Annotated in this window: 21 protein-coding genes; 14 read left to right on the forward strand and 7 right to left on the reverse strand. The window is 32.1% G+C overall.

Annotated elements, in window-relative coordinates; translation table 11 throughout:
- Positions 1 to 167: 167 nt before the first annotated feature.
- Entirely contained in the window at positions 168 to 1055 is an 888-nt protein-coding gene (locus tag ABD816_RS18695; protein ID WP_344929983.1) for a DUF6252 domain-containing protein, read from the reverse strand.
- 677 nt (positions 1056 to 1732) lie between these two features.
- Between ABD816_RS18695 and ABD816_RS18700 the strand changes: the two genes are divergently transcribed.
- The 3 genes from ABD816_RS18700 to ABD816_RS18710 all read left to right on the forward strand — a co-directional run bounded on the left by ABD816_RS18700 (position 1733) and on the right by ABD816_RS18710 (position 3609).
- Positions 1733 to 2263 (forward strand): 30S ribosomal protein S16, encoded by a 531-nt coding sequence (locus ABD816_RS18700; RefSeq protein WP_344929984.1) that lies wholly within the window; start codon positions 1733 to 1735, stop codon positions 2261 to 2263.
- 14 nt (positions 2264 to 2277) lie between these two features.
- Entirely contained in the window at positions 2278 to 2805 is a 528-nt protein-coding gene (rimM, locus tag ABD816_RS18705; protein WP_344929987.1) for a ribosome maturation factor RimM, read from the forward strand.
- Positions 2806 to 2895: 90 nt separating this feature from the next.
- On the forward strand, positions 2896 to 3609 hold the full coding sequence (locus tag ABD816_RS18710) for a tRNA1(Val) (adenine(37)-N6)-methyltransferase (protein ID WP_344929988.1): 714 nt from the start codon (positions 2896 to 2898) through the stop codon (positions 3607 to 3609).
- A gap of 201 nt (positions 3610 to 3810) precedes the next feature.
- On the opposite strand, the gene ABD816_RS18715 is transcribed toward ABD816_RS18710, so the two are convergent.
- A complete protein-coding gene (locus tag ABD816_RS18715) occupies positions 3811 to 4128 on the reverse strand; it encodes a hypothetical protein (protein ID WP_344929989.1) in 318 nt (105 codons plus the stop codon).
- 623 nt (positions 4129 to 4751) lie between these two features.
- Positions 4752 to 5066 carry a hypothetical protein gene (locus tag ABD816_RS18720; RefSeq protein WP_344929991.1) on the reverse strand — a complete coding sequence of 105 codons (315 nt, stop codon included), beginning with the start codon at positions 5064 to 5066 and terminating at the stop codon, positions 4752 to 4754.
- Positions 5067 to 5475: 409 nt separating this feature from the next.
- Between ABD816_RS18720 and ABD816_RS18725 the strand changes: the two genes are divergently transcribed.
- The gene (locus tag ABD816_RS18725) at positions 5476 to 6654 is read left to right on the forward strand and encodes an acyl-CoA dehydrogenase family protein (protein WP_344929992.1); all 1179 of its coding nucleotides are present in this window, start codon (positions 5476 to 5478) and stop codon (positions 6652 to 6654) included.
- 121 nt (positions 6655 to 6775) lie between these two features.
- On the opposite strand, the gene ABD816_RS18730 is transcribed toward ABD816_RS18725, so the two are convergent.
- A complete protein-coding gene (locus ABD816_RS18730; RefSeq protein WP_344929994.1) occupies positions 6776 to 7408 on the reverse strand; it encodes a LysE family translocator in 633 nt (210 codons plus the stop codon).
- A 153-nt stretch (positions 7409 to 7561) separates the two neighbouring features.
- On the opposite strand from ABD816_RS18730, the gene ABD816_RS18735 reads away from it, so the two are divergent.
- From ABD816_RS18735 to ABD816_RS18765, 7 genes are all read left to right on the forward strand, one after another.
- Positions 7562 to 8002, forward strand: a complete 441-nt coding sequence (locus ABD816_RS18735; RefSeq protein WP_344929996.1) for an Lrp/AsnC family transcriptional regulator — start codon at positions 7562 to 7564, stop codon at positions 8000 to 8002.
- Between the two features lie 35 nt (positions 8003 to 8037).
- Positions 8038 to 8715: a glycerophosphodiester phosphodiesterase gene (locus ABD816_RS18740; protein ID WP_344929998.1), complete on the forward strand. Its 678-nt coding sequence runs from the start codon at positions 8038 to 8040 to the stop codon at positions 8713 to 8715.
- Positions 8715 to 9923: a BaiN/RdsA family NAD(P)/FAD-dependent oxidoreductase gene (locus tag ABD816_RS18745; RefSeq protein ID WP_425549127.1), complete on the forward strand. Its 1209-nt coding sequence runs from the start codon at positions 8715 to 8717 to the stop codon at positions 9921 to 9923. Before ABD816_RS18740 ends, ABD816_RS18745 begins: the two co-directional genes overlap by 1 nt.
- Before the next feature lie 11 nt (positions 9924 to 9934).
- Positions 9935 to 10498: a DUF1697 domain-containing protein gene (locus tag ABD816_RS18750; protein ID WP_344930001.1), complete on the forward strand. Its 564-nt coding sequence runs from the start codon at positions 9935 to 9937 to the stop codon at positions 10496 to 10498.
- Positions 10499 to 10574: 76 nt separating this feature from the next.
- Positions 10575 to 11360, forward strand: coding sequence for a hypothetical protein (locus ABD816_RS18755; protein WP_344930003.1), 786 nt, complete (start codon positions 10575 to 10577; stop codon positions 11358 to 11360).
- A gap of 450 nt (positions 11361 to 11810) precedes the next feature.
- Complete coding sequence (locus ABD816_RS18760) at positions 11811 to 12461, forward strand: hypothetical protein (RefSeq protein ID WP_344930004.1); 651 nt, start codon at positions 11811 to 11813, stop codon at positions 12459 to 12461.
- A gap of 81 nt (positions 12462 to 12542) precedes the next feature.
- A complete protein-coding gene (locus ABD816_RS18765) occupies positions 12543 to 13181 on the forward strand; it encodes a hypothetical protein (RefSeq protein ID WP_344930006.1) in 639 nt (212 codons plus the stop codon).
- 67 nt (positions 13182 to 13248) lie between these two features.
- On the opposite strand, the gene ABD816_RS18770 is transcribed toward ABD816_RS18765, so the two are convergent.
- Positions 13249 to 13806 carry a TetR/AcrR family transcriptional regulator gene (locus tag ABD816_RS18770; protein ID WP_344930008.1) on the reverse strand — a complete coding sequence of 186 codons (558 nt, stop codon included), beginning with the start codon at positions 13804 to 13806 and terminating at the stop codon, positions 13249 to 13251.
- A 25-nt stretch (positions 13807 to 13831) separates the two neighbouring features.
- Positions 13832 to 14305 (reverse strand): TspO/MBR family protein, encoded by a 474-nt coding sequence (locus ABD816_RS18775; RefSeq protein WP_344930009.1) that lies wholly within the window; start codon positions 14303 to 14305, stop codon positions 13832 to 13834.
- Between the two features lie 140 nt (positions 14306 to 14445).
- On the opposite strand from ABD816_RS18775, the gene ABD816_RS18780 reads away from it, so the two are divergent.
- The 3 genes from ABD816_RS18780 to ABD816_RS18790 are packed head-to-tail and all read left to right on the forward strand — an operon-like array spanning position 14446 to position 17388.
- A complete protein-coding gene (locus ABD816_RS18780; protein WP_344930011.1) occupies positions 14446 to 15489 on the forward strand; it encodes a diphosphomevalonate decarboxylase in 1044 nt (347 codons plus the stop codon).
- Positions 15490 to 15532: 43 nt separating this feature from the next.
- Positions 15533 to 16468, forward strand: coding sequence for a mevalonate kinase family protein (locus tag ABD816_RS18785; RefSeq protein ID WP_344930013.1), 936 nt, complete (start codon positions 15533 to 15535; stop codon positions 16466 to 16468).
- 11 nt (positions 16469 to 16479) lie between these two features.
- Positions 16480 to 17388 carry a geranylgeranylglycerol-phosphate geranylgeranyltransferase gene (locus ABD816_RS18790; protein ID WP_344930014.1) on the forward strand — a complete coding sequence of 303 codons (909 nt, stop codon included), beginning with the start codon at positions 16480 to 16482 and terminating at the stop codon, positions 17386 to 17388.
- Positions 17389 to 17452: 64 nt separating this feature from the next.
- On the opposite strand, the gene ABD816_RS18795 is transcribed toward ABD816_RS18790, so the two are convergent.
- On the reverse strand, positions 17453 to 17800 hold the full coding sequence (locus ABD816_RS18795; RefSeq protein ID WP_344930016.1) for a hypothetical protein: 348 nt from the start codon (positions 17798 to 17800) through the stop codon (positions 17453 to 17455).
- Between the last annotated feature and the right edge of the window lie 312 nt (positions 17801 to 18112).

Below are 18112 nucleotides of genomic sequence, written 5' to 3' on the forward strand. Positions count from 1 at the left end.
ATCCTTCAGCTTTATTATGTTTTGTATGGAGAAATGTATGTTGCTACCGCTGGTTTTAGATACACTCTCAATCGTAGTTTGATCCCTTTCTTTTGTTCTTAAAAGCGACAAAGCGTTTATCAGTACCACTGATAAACGCTTTGTTTATTTATAGTTGAGTTTGTTAATTAGTATCCAAAATCGAAAACACCTTCTGTAACAACTACACCGCTTCGGGTAGTAAACTCGTAGGTACCAGTGATACATTGAGTTTCTGAGTTGTGATCAGTTATAGTAAGTGTTCCACTTATAGCTGAAGACTTATCATTATCAAGGCTATAGGTTGCACTATAATCTCCAGAACCGGTTAGGGAGTACTGCCCTGGGGTTACGTTTATAGGAAAAACAATAGTGATTTCTTCGGTATCATTCTTTGCTTTTATGAGTATTGATGGATTGTTAACTCCAAAAGGTATAGCATCGTGGTCATCTGTAATCATATCTACTCCGTTTACTTTTGCGGTAAGCGATGCGTTAAGAAGACATTCATTGATTTCTTCTTCTTCCTCTTCTTCCTCTTCAACAATTACTTCTTCTTCAATAACCTCTTCTTTTTCTGGTACAAAGTTTTCGATTGGTAATCTATAGAACCATCCATTTCTAAACGTTATAGATTTGCCATCACTCCCTTTAAGATCTTGAAAGTAGAAGCTACCAGAAATTTCATTATTGTAAATTTCGTCAACAACAATTTGTCCTTGGCTCACACCATTTTCTGAGGAGAATTTAGTATTGCTGTTTTGAAAAGTTACTGCATTTACAGCTTGTTGATTTATTTTATAGGTTCCTGTTTTACTTGATGTTATTGTAAAACTGATAGACTCTGAACCGGTAGAGCCTTGAATTACCAAGGTGCCATCATCATGAAGCACTGCTTTTTTGATACCCGGTCTGAATAGTTCATTGTCATCATCAATTGTAGCTTGAAGACCCGGAGAATTTACTTCTATGTCGGTAGTACATGAGTTAAAGATCAAACAAAAAAATGCAATAAATGGGGTAATTTTTCTGATCATATACTTGGGGTTTAAAAAATTAGAACTAAAAATGTGCTTAAATATTTGATGCAAACATATCATGAAAATTCGAGTAAAACAATTTTTATACAATAAAAAACACTTTTTTTATCGATTAAGTATGTAAAATATCGATGAAATACACAAAAATTGATATTTTTATATTTAAAAGTAAGTTTTAATCTTTCAATATTTTATTATGAATTAATTTTATTTCCAAGGTTTCTATTGGGGTAATTCTAACTTATAAATATTTAAATAATTGATTACTAATATTTTATAATTTATGTGATTATTTATTTTTGTAAGTATTTTGTAAACTTATAAAGTCCATTATTATCGATAAAAGTTTATGTAATTTGGATAAATTACATAAATATAGGTGGAGATGAGGTTCGTTTGATTTTTAGTTGGTTTGATGATTTTAATTGTTAAAAGATGATAAATCGGTTGAATACTCTAAAAAAAATATAGTATCCTTTTTGACTTTTTGCTAGTTTCATTGTGTTTTAAAATAAAGAGTTGAAAACTATAGTTTTACAGTTTTTTTGTTAGATAAATAGTGATAGTTTTTTTAGTGGTAAGAAATAGCTTAGTTTTTTAATGTTAGTTTGTTAGAAATGACTACATTTGCGCACTTAATTATAATCGGGTCGTGTACCCAAAAATTAATTTATATGTCTGTTAAAATTAGATTACAAAGACACGGTAAAAAAGGAAAGCCTTTTTACTGGATCGTAGCAGCTGATGCTAGAGCAAAAAGAGATGGTAAATTCTTAGAGAAACTAGGAACGTACAATCCAAATACAAATCCTGCAACTATTGACTTAAGTGTTGATGATGCGGTAAAATGGTTACAAAATGGAGCGCAGCCTACGGATACGGCTCGTGCTATTTTATCTTACAAAGGAGCAATGCTTAAGAATCACCTTGCCGGTGGTGTTAAGAAAGGCGCTTTTACAGAAGAGCAAGCTGAAGAGAAATTTAAAGCTTGGTTAGGTGAAAAAGAAGGGTTAGTTGACGCTCAGAAAGCTACATTAGCAAAAGCAGATGCAGATGCTAAAGCAAAAATATTAGCTGCAGAAAAAGAAGTAAATGCTAAGCGCGAAGCAGATGCTGCAGAAGCAGAAGCTGCTGCTAAAGCAGAAGAAGTTGCAGCACAGGCGGCTGAAGAAGTAACTGAAGAAGCTAGCAACGAGGAAGAATAATTGAACTAATAACGATGAAGAAAGAAGATTGCTTCTATCTAGGCAAAATCGTAAGTAAGTTCAGTTTTAAGGGAGAACTGTTGATTAAACTCGACACAGATGAACCCGAAAATTATGTAGGAATGGAATCAGTTTTTGTTGATTATAACAAAAATTTGGTTCCATTTTTTTTAGAACGTAGCGCGCTTCATAAAAGCGATTTGTTGAGGGTAAAATTTGAAGATATTGATTCAGAAGAAGATGCAGATGATTTAATGAAGGCAAAAATTTATCTACCATTAGATCTATTGCCAAAACTCGAAGGAAATCAATTTTATTTTCATGAAGTTATTGGTTTTAAAATAATAGACCAGACTTTTGGCGAAGTTGGTGTTATTACAAATATCAATGATACTACCTCGCAGGCGCTTTTTGAGATTGATCGTGATGGCACAGAAATTCTGATTCCTATGAATGACGAGTTTATTGATAAGATTGATCGAGATGCAAAGACTATTTTTGTATCAGCACCAGAGGGATTAATTGATTTATATTTAGAATAGACAATATTACTGTTCGATTCTATACTGATTACTTCTTGCATGTACATCTATTTATAATTCCCGTATCCATTGTTATAATTCATTAGTTTCATGAGTACATCGTTTAGATTTAAGCAATTTACTATACACCAGGATCGCTGTGCTATGAAAGTAGGGACAGATGGTGTGTTACTAGGCTCATGGGTGCCAGTATCTGAAGAGGTTGATACGATTTTAGATATAGGTGCAGGTACAGGAGTTATTGCATTAATGATGGCGCAGCGATCTAATGCTGAAGTTATAGATGCCATAGAAATTGAAAGTAGTGCTTATGAACAAGCTGTAGAAAATTTTGAGGCTTCTGATTGGGGAGATCGTTTATTTTGCTACCATGCTTCTTTTCAGGAGTTTTTTCAGGAAATAGAGGAAACGTATGATTTGTTGATTAGTAATCCTCCATTTTTTAAAGAAAATTATAAAACACAGGATGTTGATCGCGATATGGCAAGATTTGAAGACGCACTCCCATTTGAGCATCTTTTTATTGGAGTCTCTCGTTTACTTTCTGAAAACGGAAAATTTGCTTTAATAATACCATTTAAAGAGGAAAATACGGTGGTTGATATCGGTAAGTCAGTAGGATTGTTTCCTCAAAAAATTACCAGAGTTAAAGGAACACCTACCTCAAAAATTAAAAGAAGTATGTTGTTGTTTGGTTTTAATAACGTTTCATGTGAACCAGATGAATTAATCATAGAACATGACAGGCATCAATATACTGATTCTTATATTGACCTAACCAAAGCATTCTATCTTAATATGTAAAAACCAGGTCTTTGATGATTTTTTTTATAAAAGTATATATCCTTACTAGTTGTAATTTCTTTTCATTGGTTTTTAAATTTTTGTCATAAAAAAAAGGAGAACTCTTGCAAGCCTCCTTTCTTTCCTAAATTCAATCACTCTATGAAGTTTAATCTATATTGGGGATACAGATTAAATTGTATAGCCTTTTTTAAATTATGATTACTTACTAATCCAGTTTCCTTCTGCATCTGCATAAACTTCCATAGCTTCACCATCTTCTTTTGCTAGTATAAGTTTGAACTCAGACGCGTCTTCCTTAGCTCCAGCCGCAGTGATTGTTGCTCCTGCAAAATCTTTTGCTACAGCATCAAGAATTGGCTGAGGAAGGTTTTCTACAGCTACCTCAATATATTTTTCTTGAGCTACAACTTCAGTTGCATCATTAGAATCGATAGAAGCAATCTCCTGTGCGTTCATTGTTTGAGTTCCTACTAAAAGTCCTAAAGCTACTACTGGTAATACAAATAAATTTTTCATCTTTTTAAGTTTTAAATTATTATTGTTTATTAATTTTTATTTCAGATGTTAGATATAGAGGAATAATTATGCCAAGTAGCTGATTTGGCTTGAAATCTATATAAATAACTGATAAACAATGTTTTAAATAAAAACATAAAGAGTGTTAAGAGGTTCAAAATTGTGTGGAATGATGTGTGGAGTTGCGGAATTTACACACAATTTAATTAGTTTTTGGCTAGAAGTAAAAGCTATTTTGTAATTGAATATTTATAAGTAATGAGTAGAAGCATTAGTAGTCATTATTATTGCATAGTTATTCTATGATTGTTATCGAAAGTAAAGATGCGGGGATAACGTAAAGTAAACTAATTCGAATAATATTTTCTGAAAATGTAGTTTATTAAAATCGGAGGAGTTCAAATTAAGTGTGTTTGTTCTAAAATTTTATATCAAATTGGAGAGAATAACTAATGAAAGATTTTGTGAGGGTAATTATAAGAACATAAAAAAAGGAAAACTGTACAGTTCTCCTTTTCTCCTAAATTTAATCACTCTACGAATTAAGTTTAACGTTTTTTTGGTGGTTACTTATTTTGGGGTATGCGTGTTAAAAATAATCCTTAAGCTTTTAAAATATTATATTATTTGGTAATCCAGTTTCCTGCTGCATCTGCGTATACTTCTGCAGTTTCTCCATCTTCTTTAGTTAAGACTAATCTAAATTCAGAAGCATCTTCTTTTGCTCCGGCAGATGTTATAGTTGCTCCAGCAAAATCTTTTGCAACGGCATCTAATACAGGTTGTGGTAAATTTTCTGCAGCTACTTCAATATATTTTTCTTGTGTTGCTACTTCAACAGTTTCAGTTGATTCAATAACAGCTTCTTCTTGAGCATTCATTGTCTGTGTTCCTAAAAATCCTAAAGCTACTACTGCTAATACAAATAAATTTTTCATCTTGTTTTTAATTTTATTATTTAAATTAATTATTATTTTCTCGACTGGTAAGAATAGTGTAAGAATTATGCCATATGAAAATCAACGATCTTTTTCGATTTTAAATTACTGAAAATCAATTAAATATAATTTTTCATTATTTTATTGGTTAGTGTGTAATGTGTAGAAAGAATAGTTTTTATGGGGATTTTATCTACATTTTTTATAGGTATTGCCCTTGTGAAATAATCAATCGCTTTATTTTTTTAAGAAAATAATAAATGGATGATCCTTTTTTTGTGTATGTAGTGTGTTCAGATATATTAAAATTGAGAAATTCTGAGAAAATACGAGTTATTTTTTCCTTAAATTGAATTATTTATACTTTAATATCTTTAATTTTGAAGATAGTTTAAAAAAATAACATATAATGAAGCCAGATCTTTTTGAAGCACCAGATTACTATAACCTTGACGACCTTTTATCAGATGAGCATAAGTTAGTACGTGATGCTGCTCGTAGTTGGGTAAAGCGCGAGGTTTCTCCAATTATCGAAGAGTATGCACAACGTGCACAATTTCCTGATCAGATTATAAAAGGATTAGCAGAAATAGGAGCTTTTGGTCCCTATATTCCAGAGGAGTACGGCGGGGCAGGATTAGATCAAATAAGTTATGGACTGATTATGCAAGAGATAGAAAGAGGAGACTCTGGAGTACGGTCAACTGCTTCTGTACAATCCTCCTTAGTCATGTATCCTATCTGGAAATATGGTAATGAAGATCAACGAAAAAAATACTTATCTAAATTAGCTTCTGGAGAATTTATGGGTTGTTTCGGGCTTACAGAGCCGGATCATGGCTCTAATCCGGCTGGGATGACTACTAATTTTAAAGATAAAGGAGATCACTATCTGCTCAATGGAGCTAAGCTTTGGATATCTAATGCGCCATTTGCTGATATTGCTGTAGTATGGGCAAAAAATGAAGAAGGAAGAATACATGGGCTTATTGTAGAACGGGGAATGGAAGGGTTTTCTACCCCAGAAACACATCATAAATGGTCTCTTCGTGCATCGGCAACCGGAGAGCTTATTTTTGATAATGTAAAGGTGCCTAAGGCTAACATATTGCCAGGTAAGAGCGGTCTGGGAGCTCCATTGGGATGTTTGGATTCTGCACGTTATGGTATTGCCTGGGGAGCTATTGGAGCTGCAATGGATTGTTATGATACGGCTTTAAGATATGCTAAAGAGCGAATTCAGTTTGATAAACCTATTGCAGGAACTCAATTACAGCAAAAGAAGTTAGCAGAAATGATAACCGAAATTACAAAGGCACAGTTGCTGGCTTGGAGATTAGGTGTGCTAAAGGAAGAGGGAAAAGCAACTACAGCGCAGATATCTATGGCAAAACGTAATAACGTGGATATGGCTATAAAAATAGCCAGAGAAGCCAGACAGATTCTTGGAGGTATGGGGATTACAGGCGAGTATAGTATTATGAGGCATATGATGAATCTAGAAAGTGTAATAACCTATGAGGGCACTCACGATATTCATTTGTTAATTACTGGTATGGATATTACAGGAATAGCGGCATTTAAATAATAGTATTCAGTAGTATCTTATATAAAGGTTATAAAGAAAGAGTTGTTTTTATTAGATAAAATTTTATTTCTGCTCTTTTTTGATCTTCCTTGTTCTTAATTCCGCTTTCAGGTTTTACTTATTATTTGGTAAAAGCTAGTTTAATTCCCAGTAGAATAAAAATGCCACCAGTACAGGTATCGAGCCAGGATTTAATTTTGTAATTACGTCTGATACTATCTGATAATTTTGAAGCAAAAAAAGCCAATAATAAACACCAAACGGTTCCTGTAGTTACAAATGTTAACCCCAAAATAAGGAAAGGAGTATAGTTGTCTGTAAATTCAGGATTAATAAATTGAGGTAAAAAGGCAAGAAAAAATAAAGCTACTTTTGGGTTTAATACGTTGGTTAGTATTCCTGATAGATAGATTTTTCTGTTACTGATCTGTGATGTGCAAGTTCTTTTGATTTCAAATTTTTTGTCTGTTTTAGATCGTATTAATTGAATTCCCAGATAGATGAGGTAGATGACTCCCGTATATTTTACAATATTAAATGCGATTGCTGATTTTGCTAGTAAAATGGATAAACCCAATGTAGCAAACAAACAATGAATTAATGCTCCGGTAGATATTCCTAATGCAGAAAGGATTCCCGATTTTTTCCCTTGAGAAATACTTCTCCCTAGTATATAAATGGTATCTGCCCCTGGAGTTAGATTTAGTACAATACCAGCAAGTAAGAAAGCTTCAAAATTAACGATTCCAAACATTTTTTTCTTTTTACATTAAAAATAATACGATTACCTATGTGTTTTATGGAATGTAAATTTAACTTTATACCCGTAATCAAAAGCATTGATATGAGCGATATTAAGTGTAATTTCAATGGAATCAATCTTTTTTTAGCTTAAAAACAAGGGATCGTGATAAAAGATAAGTTAGATCTTAAAATTATAAAGTTTTTGAAAGAAAACTCGAGAGCATCCTACGCTCATATAGGTCGGGAAATTGGTTTGTCAGCTTCTGCAGTTGGTGAGCGGGTGCAGCGATTAGAAGATACAGGAGTTATTAAAAAATATGTAACTATAATAGATGCTAAGAAAATGGGTTTTTCTGTATCTGCTTATATTTTAATGAGTATTGATAGCAAACATTTTCATCATTTTATGGATACTTTAGAAAGTTTTCCAGAGATAGAACAATGTAGTAGAGTTACAGGAGAGAATTGTTTGATTATAAAAGTCGTTGTAAAAGATAGCGACCATTTACAAGAGGTAATTGATAGATTAACACCGTATGGTAATCCATCAACACAGGTTATTCTTTCAGATATTATAGCCAATAGTAGTAAAATAATAGACTAGTGCGTATAATAGATATGCCTTTTTAAATTGTATTTATGAAAATATTCGGACATCGAGGAGCAGCGGGATTAGTAGCAGAAAATACTATTGAATCTATTGTGGAAGCTATTAAACATGGTGTAGACGGTGTAGAGATAGATGTACATCGCTGTAAATCGGGAGAATTAATTGTTATCCATGATGAAACCTTAGAGAGAACTACTACTGGAGTAGGTAATGTTGCGGATCATACTTTACAGGAGTTACAAGAGCTAAGAACCAAAGAAGGTTTTATCATACCAACCTTAATACAGGTTCTGGAATGTATTAACGGTCAATGTGAATTGAATGTAGAATTAAAAGGAAAGTGTACTGCAATGCCTACAATTGAGGTATTAGAAACTTATATTGCTAAAACAGAGTGGGACTATAATCAATTTATCATTTCGAGTTTTGATCACGCTCAATTATTTGAGATAAAAGAGATGACTTCACAATTTAGATTAGGTGTGCTTACAGAAGAAGATATTACACACGCATTACCAATAGCAAAAAAGCTTCAGGCGTTTTCAGTACATCTGCCTATAACCAGTATTACTATAGAAGAAGTACGTGAGGCAAAAGAACTTGGGTATCAGGTGTATATCTGGACAGTAAATTTAGTGCCATTAATCGTACGATCAAAAACGTGGAAGGTAGATGGAATCATTACAGATTTTCCTAATTTTGTCTGATGCAATATGATCTCATAGTTATTGGCGGTGGAGCAGCAGGTTTTTTTACGGCATTAAATGTAGCTGAGCGTGACGCTACTTTAAAAATTGCCATTCTGGAAAGAGGAAAGGAAGTGTTGTCTAAAGTAAGAATTTCTGGTGGTGGTCGATGTAATGTGACCCATGCAGAATTTATTCCCCTAGAGTTAAGTAAACAGTATCCTCGAGGAGAAAAAGAACTTTTAGGACCATTTCATACTTTTATGACTGGTGATACGATGGATTGGTTCCAAAGTAGGGGTGTAGAGCTAAAAATTGAAGATGATGGAAGAGTTTTTCCAGTTTCGAATTCATCACAGACCATTATTGATTGTTTCTTAAAAGAAGCTAAGCGATTAAAGATTGATGTGCTCACGAATCATGTAGTAAAAAATTTTAATGATCATCACGGAGCGTGGCAGGTAACAACCAATCAAGGAGAGTTTGAAACGGCAAAATTAATGATTGCAACAGGAAGTAATCCAAAGGTATGGACAAAACTACAAGAAATGGAACATCAGATAGTTAATGCAGTTCCATCCCTGTTTACTTTTAATATAAAAGATAACAGAATTAAAAAATTACCCGGAATAGCCAAAGATGTTGTTGTTAAAGTAAAACAATCTAAATTATTAAGTGAAGGGCCTTTATTAATTACCCATTGGGGTATGAGTGGTCCGGCTATTCTCAAACTTTCTGCCTGGGGTGCTATCGAATTGAATGCAAGAAATTATAATTTTGAAATTAGTGTTAATTGGCTTCAATATGATACAAAAGAAAAGGCAATACATAAATTAAAAGTAGTGAGGGATGCTTACCCAAAACAATACATAACAAAATATGCACAGTTAGGATTGCCCAAAAGATTATGGCAAAGTCTGGTGTCTGCGGCAGAAATAAAGGATGAAACGCGCTGGGCAAATATGAATAAAGTGCAATTGGGCTCATTAGCAGAACAACTTACTGAAAGTGTTTTTAAAGTAGATGGGAAAAGCACTTTTAAAGAAGAGTTTGTTACTGCAGGAGGTATAGATCTTAAAGAAGTGAGTTTTAAAACATTCGAAAGTAAAAAACACAAACATCTTTATTTTGCCGGAGAGGTATTAAATATTGATGCGATTACAGGAGGATTTAATTTTCAGAATGCCTGGACAAGCGCTTTTATAGCAGCACAGGCAATAACAGCATAACTAATCATAGAATGCAAACATATATAGCGCTATTACGTGGAATCAATGTAAGTGGTAAGAAAAAGGTTATAATGACCGAACTCAAAGATATGTTCGAGCATCTGGGATATATCGCTGTGGTTACTTATATACAAAGTGGTAATGTTGTTTTTAAAGCAAAAGAAGAAACTATACAACTTTTAGAAGAAAAGATACACAAAGGAATTGGTACTCGTTTTGGATATAATGTCCCTGTTTTGGTAATGATTTCAACGCATTTACAAGCGGTATATGATCAAAATCCCTTTTTGCAAAGAATTAAAGAAGGGCAACTGGACGAGAAAAAAATGTATTTCACTTTGTTGTCTGACATTCCAGAGGTGTCGACTATAGAGAAACTTGATATTAGACCTGCTGATGGCGAAGAATATATTTTAAATAAGAATCACAAAGTTGTTTACCTGTATGCTGCTCAGGGTTATGGGAAAACCAAGCTGACTAATAATTTATTTGAGCAAAAATTAAAGTGTAACGCTACTACACGTAACCTAAAGACAACAGTTAAGCTTCTGGAGTTAAGTTTTTTGTCATGTTAATCTATGTGTAAAATACTGGTGCATGTGATCAGAATTTGCTATATTAAGTAGCATATTAACTAAAAACATCTATACCATGAAAAAAATTACATATATCCTTAGTATTTTTTTAATTTTTATTTCTAATCCAATTGCAGCCAAAGAGCATGCAGAGCCTATTAAGAAACTTCTTACTGACTATATTAGTGCAATTAACTCATTAGGTAAAACGGGTGAAAAAGAGGATGTGTTAAGCCTATTTAGTAAAGACTACACTGGTAATACCACCTATGTTAGACTTTCTGGCTCTATTATAAAAAATAGTTATAACAAGAATGATATTTCTATTCAACTAGATGATATTGTAGCTGATAATTACCGATTTAATCTGTCTTTAGATAAAATCGCTCATACTATTCAAAAAGAGAAAGCGGGTACTATTAGTGCACTGGTAAGTTTTGAATCCTCTATCGATAATAAAATCGCAGAAAAAGGAACCATGATTATAAATATTGTAGGCGCAAGTGGACGAGATGGAATCTGGCGAATTGTACAGAATAATATGGTTAGAGTTTCTGAAGAGAAGGAGATAGGAGATTGTGTTTGCTATGTCTATGGTAAAGGATCCACAAAATTTGTAACCGAAACATACTTCCCAGCTGGAGTAGAGTATAGTCATAAACTAGAATCATTTAATATTACTACAAAAGGCGACATAAGAACAATTAAAACAAACGATAAAGAATTCTCCTGGAATGTCCCTTCAAAGGAATTGTCGTCAAAAGGTGTGGTAATTGGTAAAGCAAGTATGGTAAAAGAGGCAATACAATTAGCGATCAAAGATATGCATAAGGACTATTGTGTTAATGTCTCTTTTAATTAGATTTTTAGAGTTACTATCCAATTAAGTTGTTTATTTAGCGTTGTGCTTATCGACCCTAATAATCAACAAAATTAAGGTGTTACCATATTTATTCTGGAAACGAATTATTTACTTTTGAGAAATATAATATCGATCGGTTTGAAAATGAATTAGGATATTCAAATGCATCAGTAATAACAGCTGCAGCTATGCATAGTGCGACGAATGAAATTGCAGATTATTACAGGTACAGATATGGTACTTCTAAATTGGTTATTGAACTGGGATTTAAGGAAGTGTTGAAAAGAGAATTTAATTAGATGGCTGGTGGTGGTCAAGTAAGAACCGGTAACCCTTTTGGGTTAATACCAACACAATTTACACATGCTTAGTTTGGTTTTGGTGATTGTAATTAATAAAAATCAAAGGACCGATAAATTTTAAATTTATCGGTCTTAAATTATAAAAAAAATGAATCTATCAGAATTTATAGAATTTACAAACTCTGAACAGTATTACCTCAATGCAAATTTGTCCTGTATACATATTGCATCAGAAACATCAAATATCCAAAATTTATATTTTGATTTGCTTTTGGATGTAGACTATAGTTTGGGAGAATCTATAAAACAAAAATGGCGTGTACGGGCTAATGGTTGTGAGTTTGCTTATAATATGATAAACAAATTTTTGGGGCCTTATATACAAATGAAATTATATACAGACCATCCTTTGTTATGGCATTATAATAGTAAGCTGGTTGAGTGTAAATTACAAGGATTTCCAAAAAATCAGGATTTGTTTTTAGGTCAATTATATCAATCATATATTAAGATTTCAAAAAATTGGATACAAGCAAGTAAAGATTTTTTCGCTACAGAGTATGCCTATAAGGATAAGGGCTTTAGAAATCTTACAATTCCCTTTCAGTTGAAGACAAGTATTGAAACAATTTGTAAGAATCATCAAATAGAATTTACCATTGTCAAAACTGAATACCCATTTAAAAATAAAAAAATACAGGCACTGGTGTTTACCAATGATTATGTGTCACCAGATAATTTTAATATGGGGCAACCTTATGTTTTAGCAGAAAATTTCACTATAGAAAAAATACAATAAATTATGAAAAACATATTAGTTTTGTTTACCCTATTTTCAGTAGTATCGACGTTTAGTCAAGATTTAGGAGGCAAATAGACAATGATTGTTGACGACATTACATTTACTTCTATTGAATGTCCAGTCATTGAGATTAAGGATAAAAAATTATGCACCTATAGTTTTGATGTCTTGTTAGGGAAACAGAAATTAGAAATTGATTTAAAAAATAAATTATTTATTCATGACGAGGGTGATAACTATGTAGACTATAATTTTTCATATGATCAGGATAACTTGATTTTAACTACGCATATGTTGTCTGGTATAGATGCTATTGGTAATAAGTCTATTATTAATGATTTTGAATATGTAAAATTAGTGACAACGATTGTTAACTATCCAATTGATAGTATTGTAAAAAAACAATATCAACATTTTTATGGGGCTTCATTTATAAGACCAGATAATATAATTAAACTCGAAGGGATTATGTTTCCTGATGAGGTAGTAAAAATAATCGGTGGTAAAGAAAAATCTCCTCGTTATCGTTTAGAAAAAATAGATAACACATATCTTATTGTGTACTATTCTACTGAAGACTATAGAAAATGGATGGTGCCTATCAAAGAAATCAATGAAGATCATTTGATTGTATACGGAGTTGCAGGTAAAGAAGGATTTATAAAATTACATGAGATCAAAGAAATTAAAAAACCTCAATATTTTATACCTAATTAACATAAGCAAAAAAATCAAATTATAAAATCGACCTAGTGATATACGCTAAACAATTCATAGCTATTCCTTAGTCTCTTAAAAATCCTTTCCAGGAAATATCAATAGCTTGATTAATATGTTTATCAAGAAGTTTTACATTTTCATTTTCATGAATTTTTACTAAGGATACTACATTGCCAAAAAACAATTCTTCCATCACAGTCGTATTGTAGGATTTAAACACTTTATCCTTTATTCCTTTTCTAAAATATGCTTCTATTTCATTGTAATATTGTCTTGCTTTATCTTTTAGAGATTGTGGAATTTCTGGAGAACGGGCTATTTGCTCAGAAAAAACAAAAGCAAGTGGGTTGTTTACAAAATAATCAAAAAGATTATGCCACATGATGGTGAATTGTTTCTTTAAGTCATCTTCGGGAATATTACGCATAACAACAGTTCCAAAATCCTGAGTAAGCATCAAATAAAGTTCTGTTATGATTTCTTCTTTATTTTTAAAATGGTGATAAACAGTTCCATTAGCAACACCAGAATCTTTTATGATTTGTGAAAGAGAAGTTGCTTGTATTCCTTGTTTTGTAATGAGTTCTAGAGTGGTTTGTAAGACGATTGATTTTTTGTTCATAAAATGTTTATTCCGTATTCTTGATTTAATTAAGTTGCCATATACTAAAATTTAATGCAGTTGCATAAGCAACCCAAATCAAATAAGGGATAAGTAGGTAAGCAGCAGTAGAATTAACAACTTTAAACCATTTAATGGTAAACAATAAGAGGATAAAAAGGGCAATAATATCCAATAATGCAATCAATGGATTACGCATCCCAAAGAAAAAAATTGACCACGCAGCATTGAGTAAAAGTTGGAATCCAAAATGATATAACGCAATTTTTACCCATTTATGATAAAAACCTTTATTCCATATTATTCCGGCAGCCACTCCCATCATAATATAGAGTACTGTCCATACGGGTGCAAATAGCCAATTAGGAGGTGTAAAGGTAGGCTTTTTTAAAATTGTGTACCAACTGGAAATAGAGGATTGAGTAGCGATACTACTCATAAAACCAATTAATAAACAGGTAGAAACCGTAATGCCTATTCGAAATAACTTTTTTTTCATTGATTTTAGTTAGTGAAACACTAAAATAGTAATTTATTTTTACGGAGATAGGCTAAAAAGTTCTTAAGAACTTATCTTTGTTAAAATTATTTTTAAGTATGGTTAATTATCTTCAGTTTACGACTAAACCAATATTGACAATGCCAAATAAAGGAGTAGTTTCCTGTACATCACCAAGTAATATAGCACTGGTGAAATATTGGGGAAAACGTCCTGTACAATTACCAGAGAATCCTTCAATAAGTTTTACACTTGATGTGTGTGTTACAAAAACAATGTTGCACTATAAAAGAAGAGAAGATACTACTACAGATTTTGATTTTGAGCTTTTATTTGAAGGGAAACCAAAACCTGATTTCAGACCAAAAATCCAAAGCTTTTTTGAAAGAATAGAAGCGTATGTGCCTTTTTTGAAACAATATACGCTTACTATAGAAACAAGTAATACATTTCCACATAGTAGTGGGATTGCTTCTTCTGCAAGTGGAATGAGTGCATTAGCATTTTGTCTGATGCAATTAGAAAAGAAAATACATACTGATATGACAGACGAATTTTGTTTGCAAAAAGCATCTTTTCTTGCTAGGTTGGGTTCTGGCAGTGCTTGTAGAAGTATTGAAGGACCTGTAACTACCTGGGGATCTCATCTTGATATAGCAGGAAGCAGTGACGGGTATGCTATTAAGTTTCCATACCAAATCCATGAAAACTTTGAGAACTATCAAGACACTATATTATTAGTGGATAAAGGAGAGAAGCAGGTAAGTAGCTCTGTAGGTCATGACCTGATGCACGGGCATCCATTTGCTTCTAAACGTTTTGATCAGGCAAATGATAATATCATCCGGCTTAAGAAAATTTTAATATCAGGTGATTTGGATGGTTTTATAGAAATAGTAGAAAGCGAAGCATTGACATTACATGCGATGATGATGACATCCTTACCATATTTTATACTCATGAAACCGGCTACTTTATCTATTATTAATAAAGTCTGGGAGTATCGAAAAGAGACAGGATCTAAGCTTTGTTTTACATTAGATGCAGGATCAAACGTACATTTACTCTATCCGGATCGTGAGAAAAATCAAGTAAAAGATTTCATTACTAGTGAGTTAGTTGCTTTTTGTCAGAAAGGACAGTATATTTGCGACAAAATTGGAATGGGTGCTAAATTGTTGTAACTTTATATAAAGTTATATCGCGCAGAATTTAATACAAAAATATATGAAAGGACCATTATTTTATTCTAAAATACTTTTGTTTGGAGAATACGGAATCATCAAAGATTCCAAAGGTCTTTCTATACCATATAATTTTTTTAAAGGAGCACTAAAAGTTTCTAAAACTCCTGATGAAGAGGCGATTCAATCTAATAAGCACCTCAGTAACTTTGCTTCTTATCTCGAAGAAGTAGCTGATGATACGGTGGTGACATTTGATCTAAAGAAATTAAACAAAGATATTGCTAATGGAATGTATTTTGATAGCAGTATACCACAAGGTTATGGAGTAGGTAGTAGTGGAGCATTAGTGGCAGCTATTTATGATAAATATGCTGAAGATAAAATTACGGTTCTGGAAAACCTTACCCGTGATAAGTTATTAAAACTTAAATCAATCTTTGGACTTATGGAATCTTTTTTCCATGGAAATAGTTCTGGTTTAGATCCTTTAAATAGTTACCTGAGTTTACCAATACTAATTAATTCTAAAGATAACATAGAGCCTGCAGGAATTCCTTCTCAGGGATTAGAAAATAAAAAAGGTGCTGTGTTTCTATTAGACAGTGGTATTGTTGGCGAAACTGCTCCTATGGTTAGTATTTTTATGGAAAGTATGAAGAAAGAAGGTTTCCGTAGTATGTTAAAGAATCAATTTGTAAAGCATACGGATGCTTGTGTAGATGATTTTCTTAAAGGAGATATCAAATCACTGTTTTCTAATATTAAACAATTATCACACGTAGTACTGGATAATTTTAAGCCTATGATTCCTAAACAATTTCATGCTTTATGGAAAAAAGGTATCGAAACTAATGATTACTACCTTAAGCTTTGTGGATCCGGAGGAGGAGGTTACATACTTGGGTTTACACAAGATTTAGATAAAGCGCAATCTGCACTCAAGGATTATAAACTAGAAGTAGTTTATAACTTTTAAGAAGCATTCTGATGCTTAGTAGAAAAAATAAACTCATTCTTCTCAAGCTATTGAGTTTGTTTTCTATTGTGCGGGGTTATAATATATTGGTTATTGTATCGGCACAATACCTTGCCGCCATATTCATTTTAGCACCTCATATCAGATTAAAGGATATAGTACTGGATACTTATCTGTTTGTAATTGTTCTTGCTTCTGCTGGTGTTATTGCAGCAGGATATATTATTAATAATTTCTACGATCGTGAGAAAGACCTAATTAACAGACCACAAAAAACCATGTTAGATCGTTTGGTAAGTCAACAAACCAAATTAACAGGGTACTTTGTACTAAATTTTTTATCCGTCATATTGGCGAGTTATGTCTCGTTTAGAGCGGTTATGTTCTTTTCTTTGTATGTTTTTGGAATATGGTTCTACTCCCATAAACTAAAAAAAATTCCATTTGTGGGAAACTTTGTGGCTTCTACATTATCAATAACCCCATTCTTTGCAGTATTTATATATTATAAAAATTTTGACGAAGTTGTCTTTGTGCATGCAACCTTTTTGTTTTTGATGTTAGTAATGCGAGAGATGATAAAGGATCTGGGTAACCTGAGAGGAGATTTTGCACAGAACTATAAAACAATTCCTATTATGTATGGAGAGTCAACTTCAAAAAAGATGATTAGCCTTTTGGTAATTGCTTCTGGTATTCCTATTTATTTTTTGTTATTTAAATATGAAATAGGTCATATGTACCTATACTTCTATTTTAGCTTATTTTTACTAGTGATGTTTTTAATTGCACTATGGACGTCTAGTAAAAGAGAACATTATATTGTATTGCATACAATTCTAAAATTGATCATCCTATTAGGAGTATGTAGTATTGTACTTATTGATGTTAATATGATTTTAGATCGTATTTTATGGTAGTTAACCATAAAAAAAAGCAGCTGTGAGCACAACTGCTTTTAGTAGATTAACAGATGGTAAAGAGCTAGTTTCTGGCTCTTAGAATTTTTAAGGATATTCTAAAATTCTTTTTATAAGTGCTATTTCCGGTAAGATTTACTTTTTTATAATTTAGTCTGGATTTTACATATGCTTCAATTCCTTCTTTTTCAGAATCAACAGTAAGAATTACAATTTCATTTTTATTATTTAATGTAAATTCGATGAACGCCTCTGTACTAGGAGTTTCTATTGTAATCAGAGGATTGTCTAATAGAACGGCAATTTCATTTCTTAATTTTTCATAGGTACTGTTCTTTGGGTTTTTACCATTGGCAAATAATGAGGAGGTTGCCAGAATAACAATTGTGAATACTACAGTTAACTTTTTCATTTTTCAAGGTTTAAGATGTTTATTATCTAAAATTTATAAAACAAATGTAGTAACAGCGCTATCGGCGTCGCCATTTTTTATTTTATGAGATTGTGTCACAAAGTTTACCTTTGAGTTAAATTGAATATGTTTTAACATTTATTGAACTTTGAGATATTGATACTTTTTATAAGTTTACATTTAGAATATATCTAAGGATTACTCTTGTTCTTGAGAAATTGTATCAATTAAAACGTGTTTTGATAAATAAAACGGAATTTTCCCTAATCTTCGAATGTTAGATTATTGTTATTTGAGAGTTTTTCTGTAGTT

This window comes from Aquimarina addita (assembly GCF_039539305.1).
In the GTDB taxonomy this organism is placed as follows: domain Bacteria; phylum Bacteroidota; class Bacteroidia; order Flavobacteriales; family Flavobacteriaceae; genus Aquimarina; species Aquimarina addita.

Excerpts from the sequence above, each read along its gene's own strand:
- ABD816_RS18710 (WP_344929988.1), top strand. The coding sequence starts at position 2,896 with ATGAGTACATCGTTTAGATTTAAGCAATTTACTATACACCAGGATCGC.
- ABD816_RS18785 (WP_344930013.1), top strand. The coding sequence starts at position 15,533 with ATGAAAGGACCATTATTTTATTCTAAAATACTTTTGTTTGGAGAATAC.
- ABD816_RS18700 (WP_344929984.1), top strand. The coding sequence starts at position 1,733 with ATGTCTGTTAAAATTAGATTACAAAGACACGGTAAAAAAGGAAAGCCT.
- ABD816_RS18715 (WP_344929989.1), bottom strand. The coding sequence starts at position 4,128 with ATGAAAAATTTATTTGTATTACCAGTAGTAGCTTTAGGACTTTTAGTA.
- rimM (WP_344929987.1), top strand. The coding sequence starts at position 2,278 with ATGAAGAAAGAAGATTGCTTCTATCTAGGCAAAATCGTAAGTAAGTTC.
- ABD816_RS18730 (WP_344929994.1), bottom strand. The coding sequence starts at position 7,408 with ATGTTTGGAATCGTTAATTTTGAAGCTTTCTTACTTGCTGGTATTGTA.
- ABD816_RS18765 (WP_344930006.1), top strand. The coding sequence starts at position 12,543 with ATGATTGTTGACGACATTACATTTACTTCTATTGAATGTCCAGTCATT.
- ABD816_RS18745 (WP_425549127.1), top strand. The coding sequence starts at position 8,715 with ATGCAATATGATCTCATAGTTATTGGCGGTGGAGCAGCAGGTTTTTTT.
- ABD816_RS18760 (WP_344930004.1), top strand. The coding sequence starts at position 11,811 with ATGAATCTATCAGAATTTATAGAATTTACAAACTCTGAACAGTATTAC.
- ABD816_RS18770 (WP_344930008.1), bottom strand. The coding sequence starts at position 13,806 with ATGAACAAAAAATCAATCGTCTTACAAACCACTCTAGAACTCATTACA.
- ABD816_RS18750 (WP_344930001.1), top strand. The coding sequence starts at position 9,935 with ATGCAAACATATATAGCGCTATTACGTGGAATCAATGTAAGTGGTAAG.
- ABD816_RS18695 (WP_344929983.1), bottom strand. The coding sequence starts at position 1,055 with ATGATCAGAAAAATTACCCCATTTATTGCATTTTTTTGTTTGATCTTT.
- ABD816_RS18755 (WP_344930003.1), top strand. The coding sequence starts at position 10,575 with ATGAAAAAAATTACATATATCCTTAGTATTTTTTTAATTTTTATTTCT.
- ABD816_RS18725 (WP_344929992.1), top strand. The coding sequence starts at position 5,476 with ATGAAGCCAGATCTTTTTGAAGCACCAGATTACTATAACCTTGACGAC.
- ABD816_RS18795 (WP_344930016.1), bottom strand. The coding sequence starts at position 17,800 with ATGAAAAAGTTAACTGTAGTATTCACAATTGTTATTCTGGCAACCTCC.
- ABD816_RS18775 (WP_344930009.1), bottom strand. The coding sequence starts at position 14,305 with ATGAAAAAAAAGTTATTTCGAATAGGCATTACGGTTTCTACCTGTTTA.
- ABD816_RS18740 (WP_344929998.1), top strand. The coding sequence starts at position 8,038 with ATGAAAATATTCGGACATCGAGGAGCAGCGGGATTAGTAGCAGAAAAT.
- ABD816_RS18720 (WP_344929991.1), bottom strand. The coding sequence starts at position 5,066 with ATGAAAAATTTATTTGTATTAGCAGTAGTAGCTTTAGGATTTTTAGGA.
- ABD816_RS18780 (WP_344930011.1), top strand. The coding sequence starts at position 14,446 with ATGCCAAATAAAGGAGTAGTTTCCTGTACATCACCAAGTAATATAGCA.
- ABD816_RS18790 (WP_344930014.1), top strand. The coding sequence starts at position 16,480 with ATGCTTAGTAGAAAAAATAAACTCATTCTTCTCAAGCTATTGAGTTTG.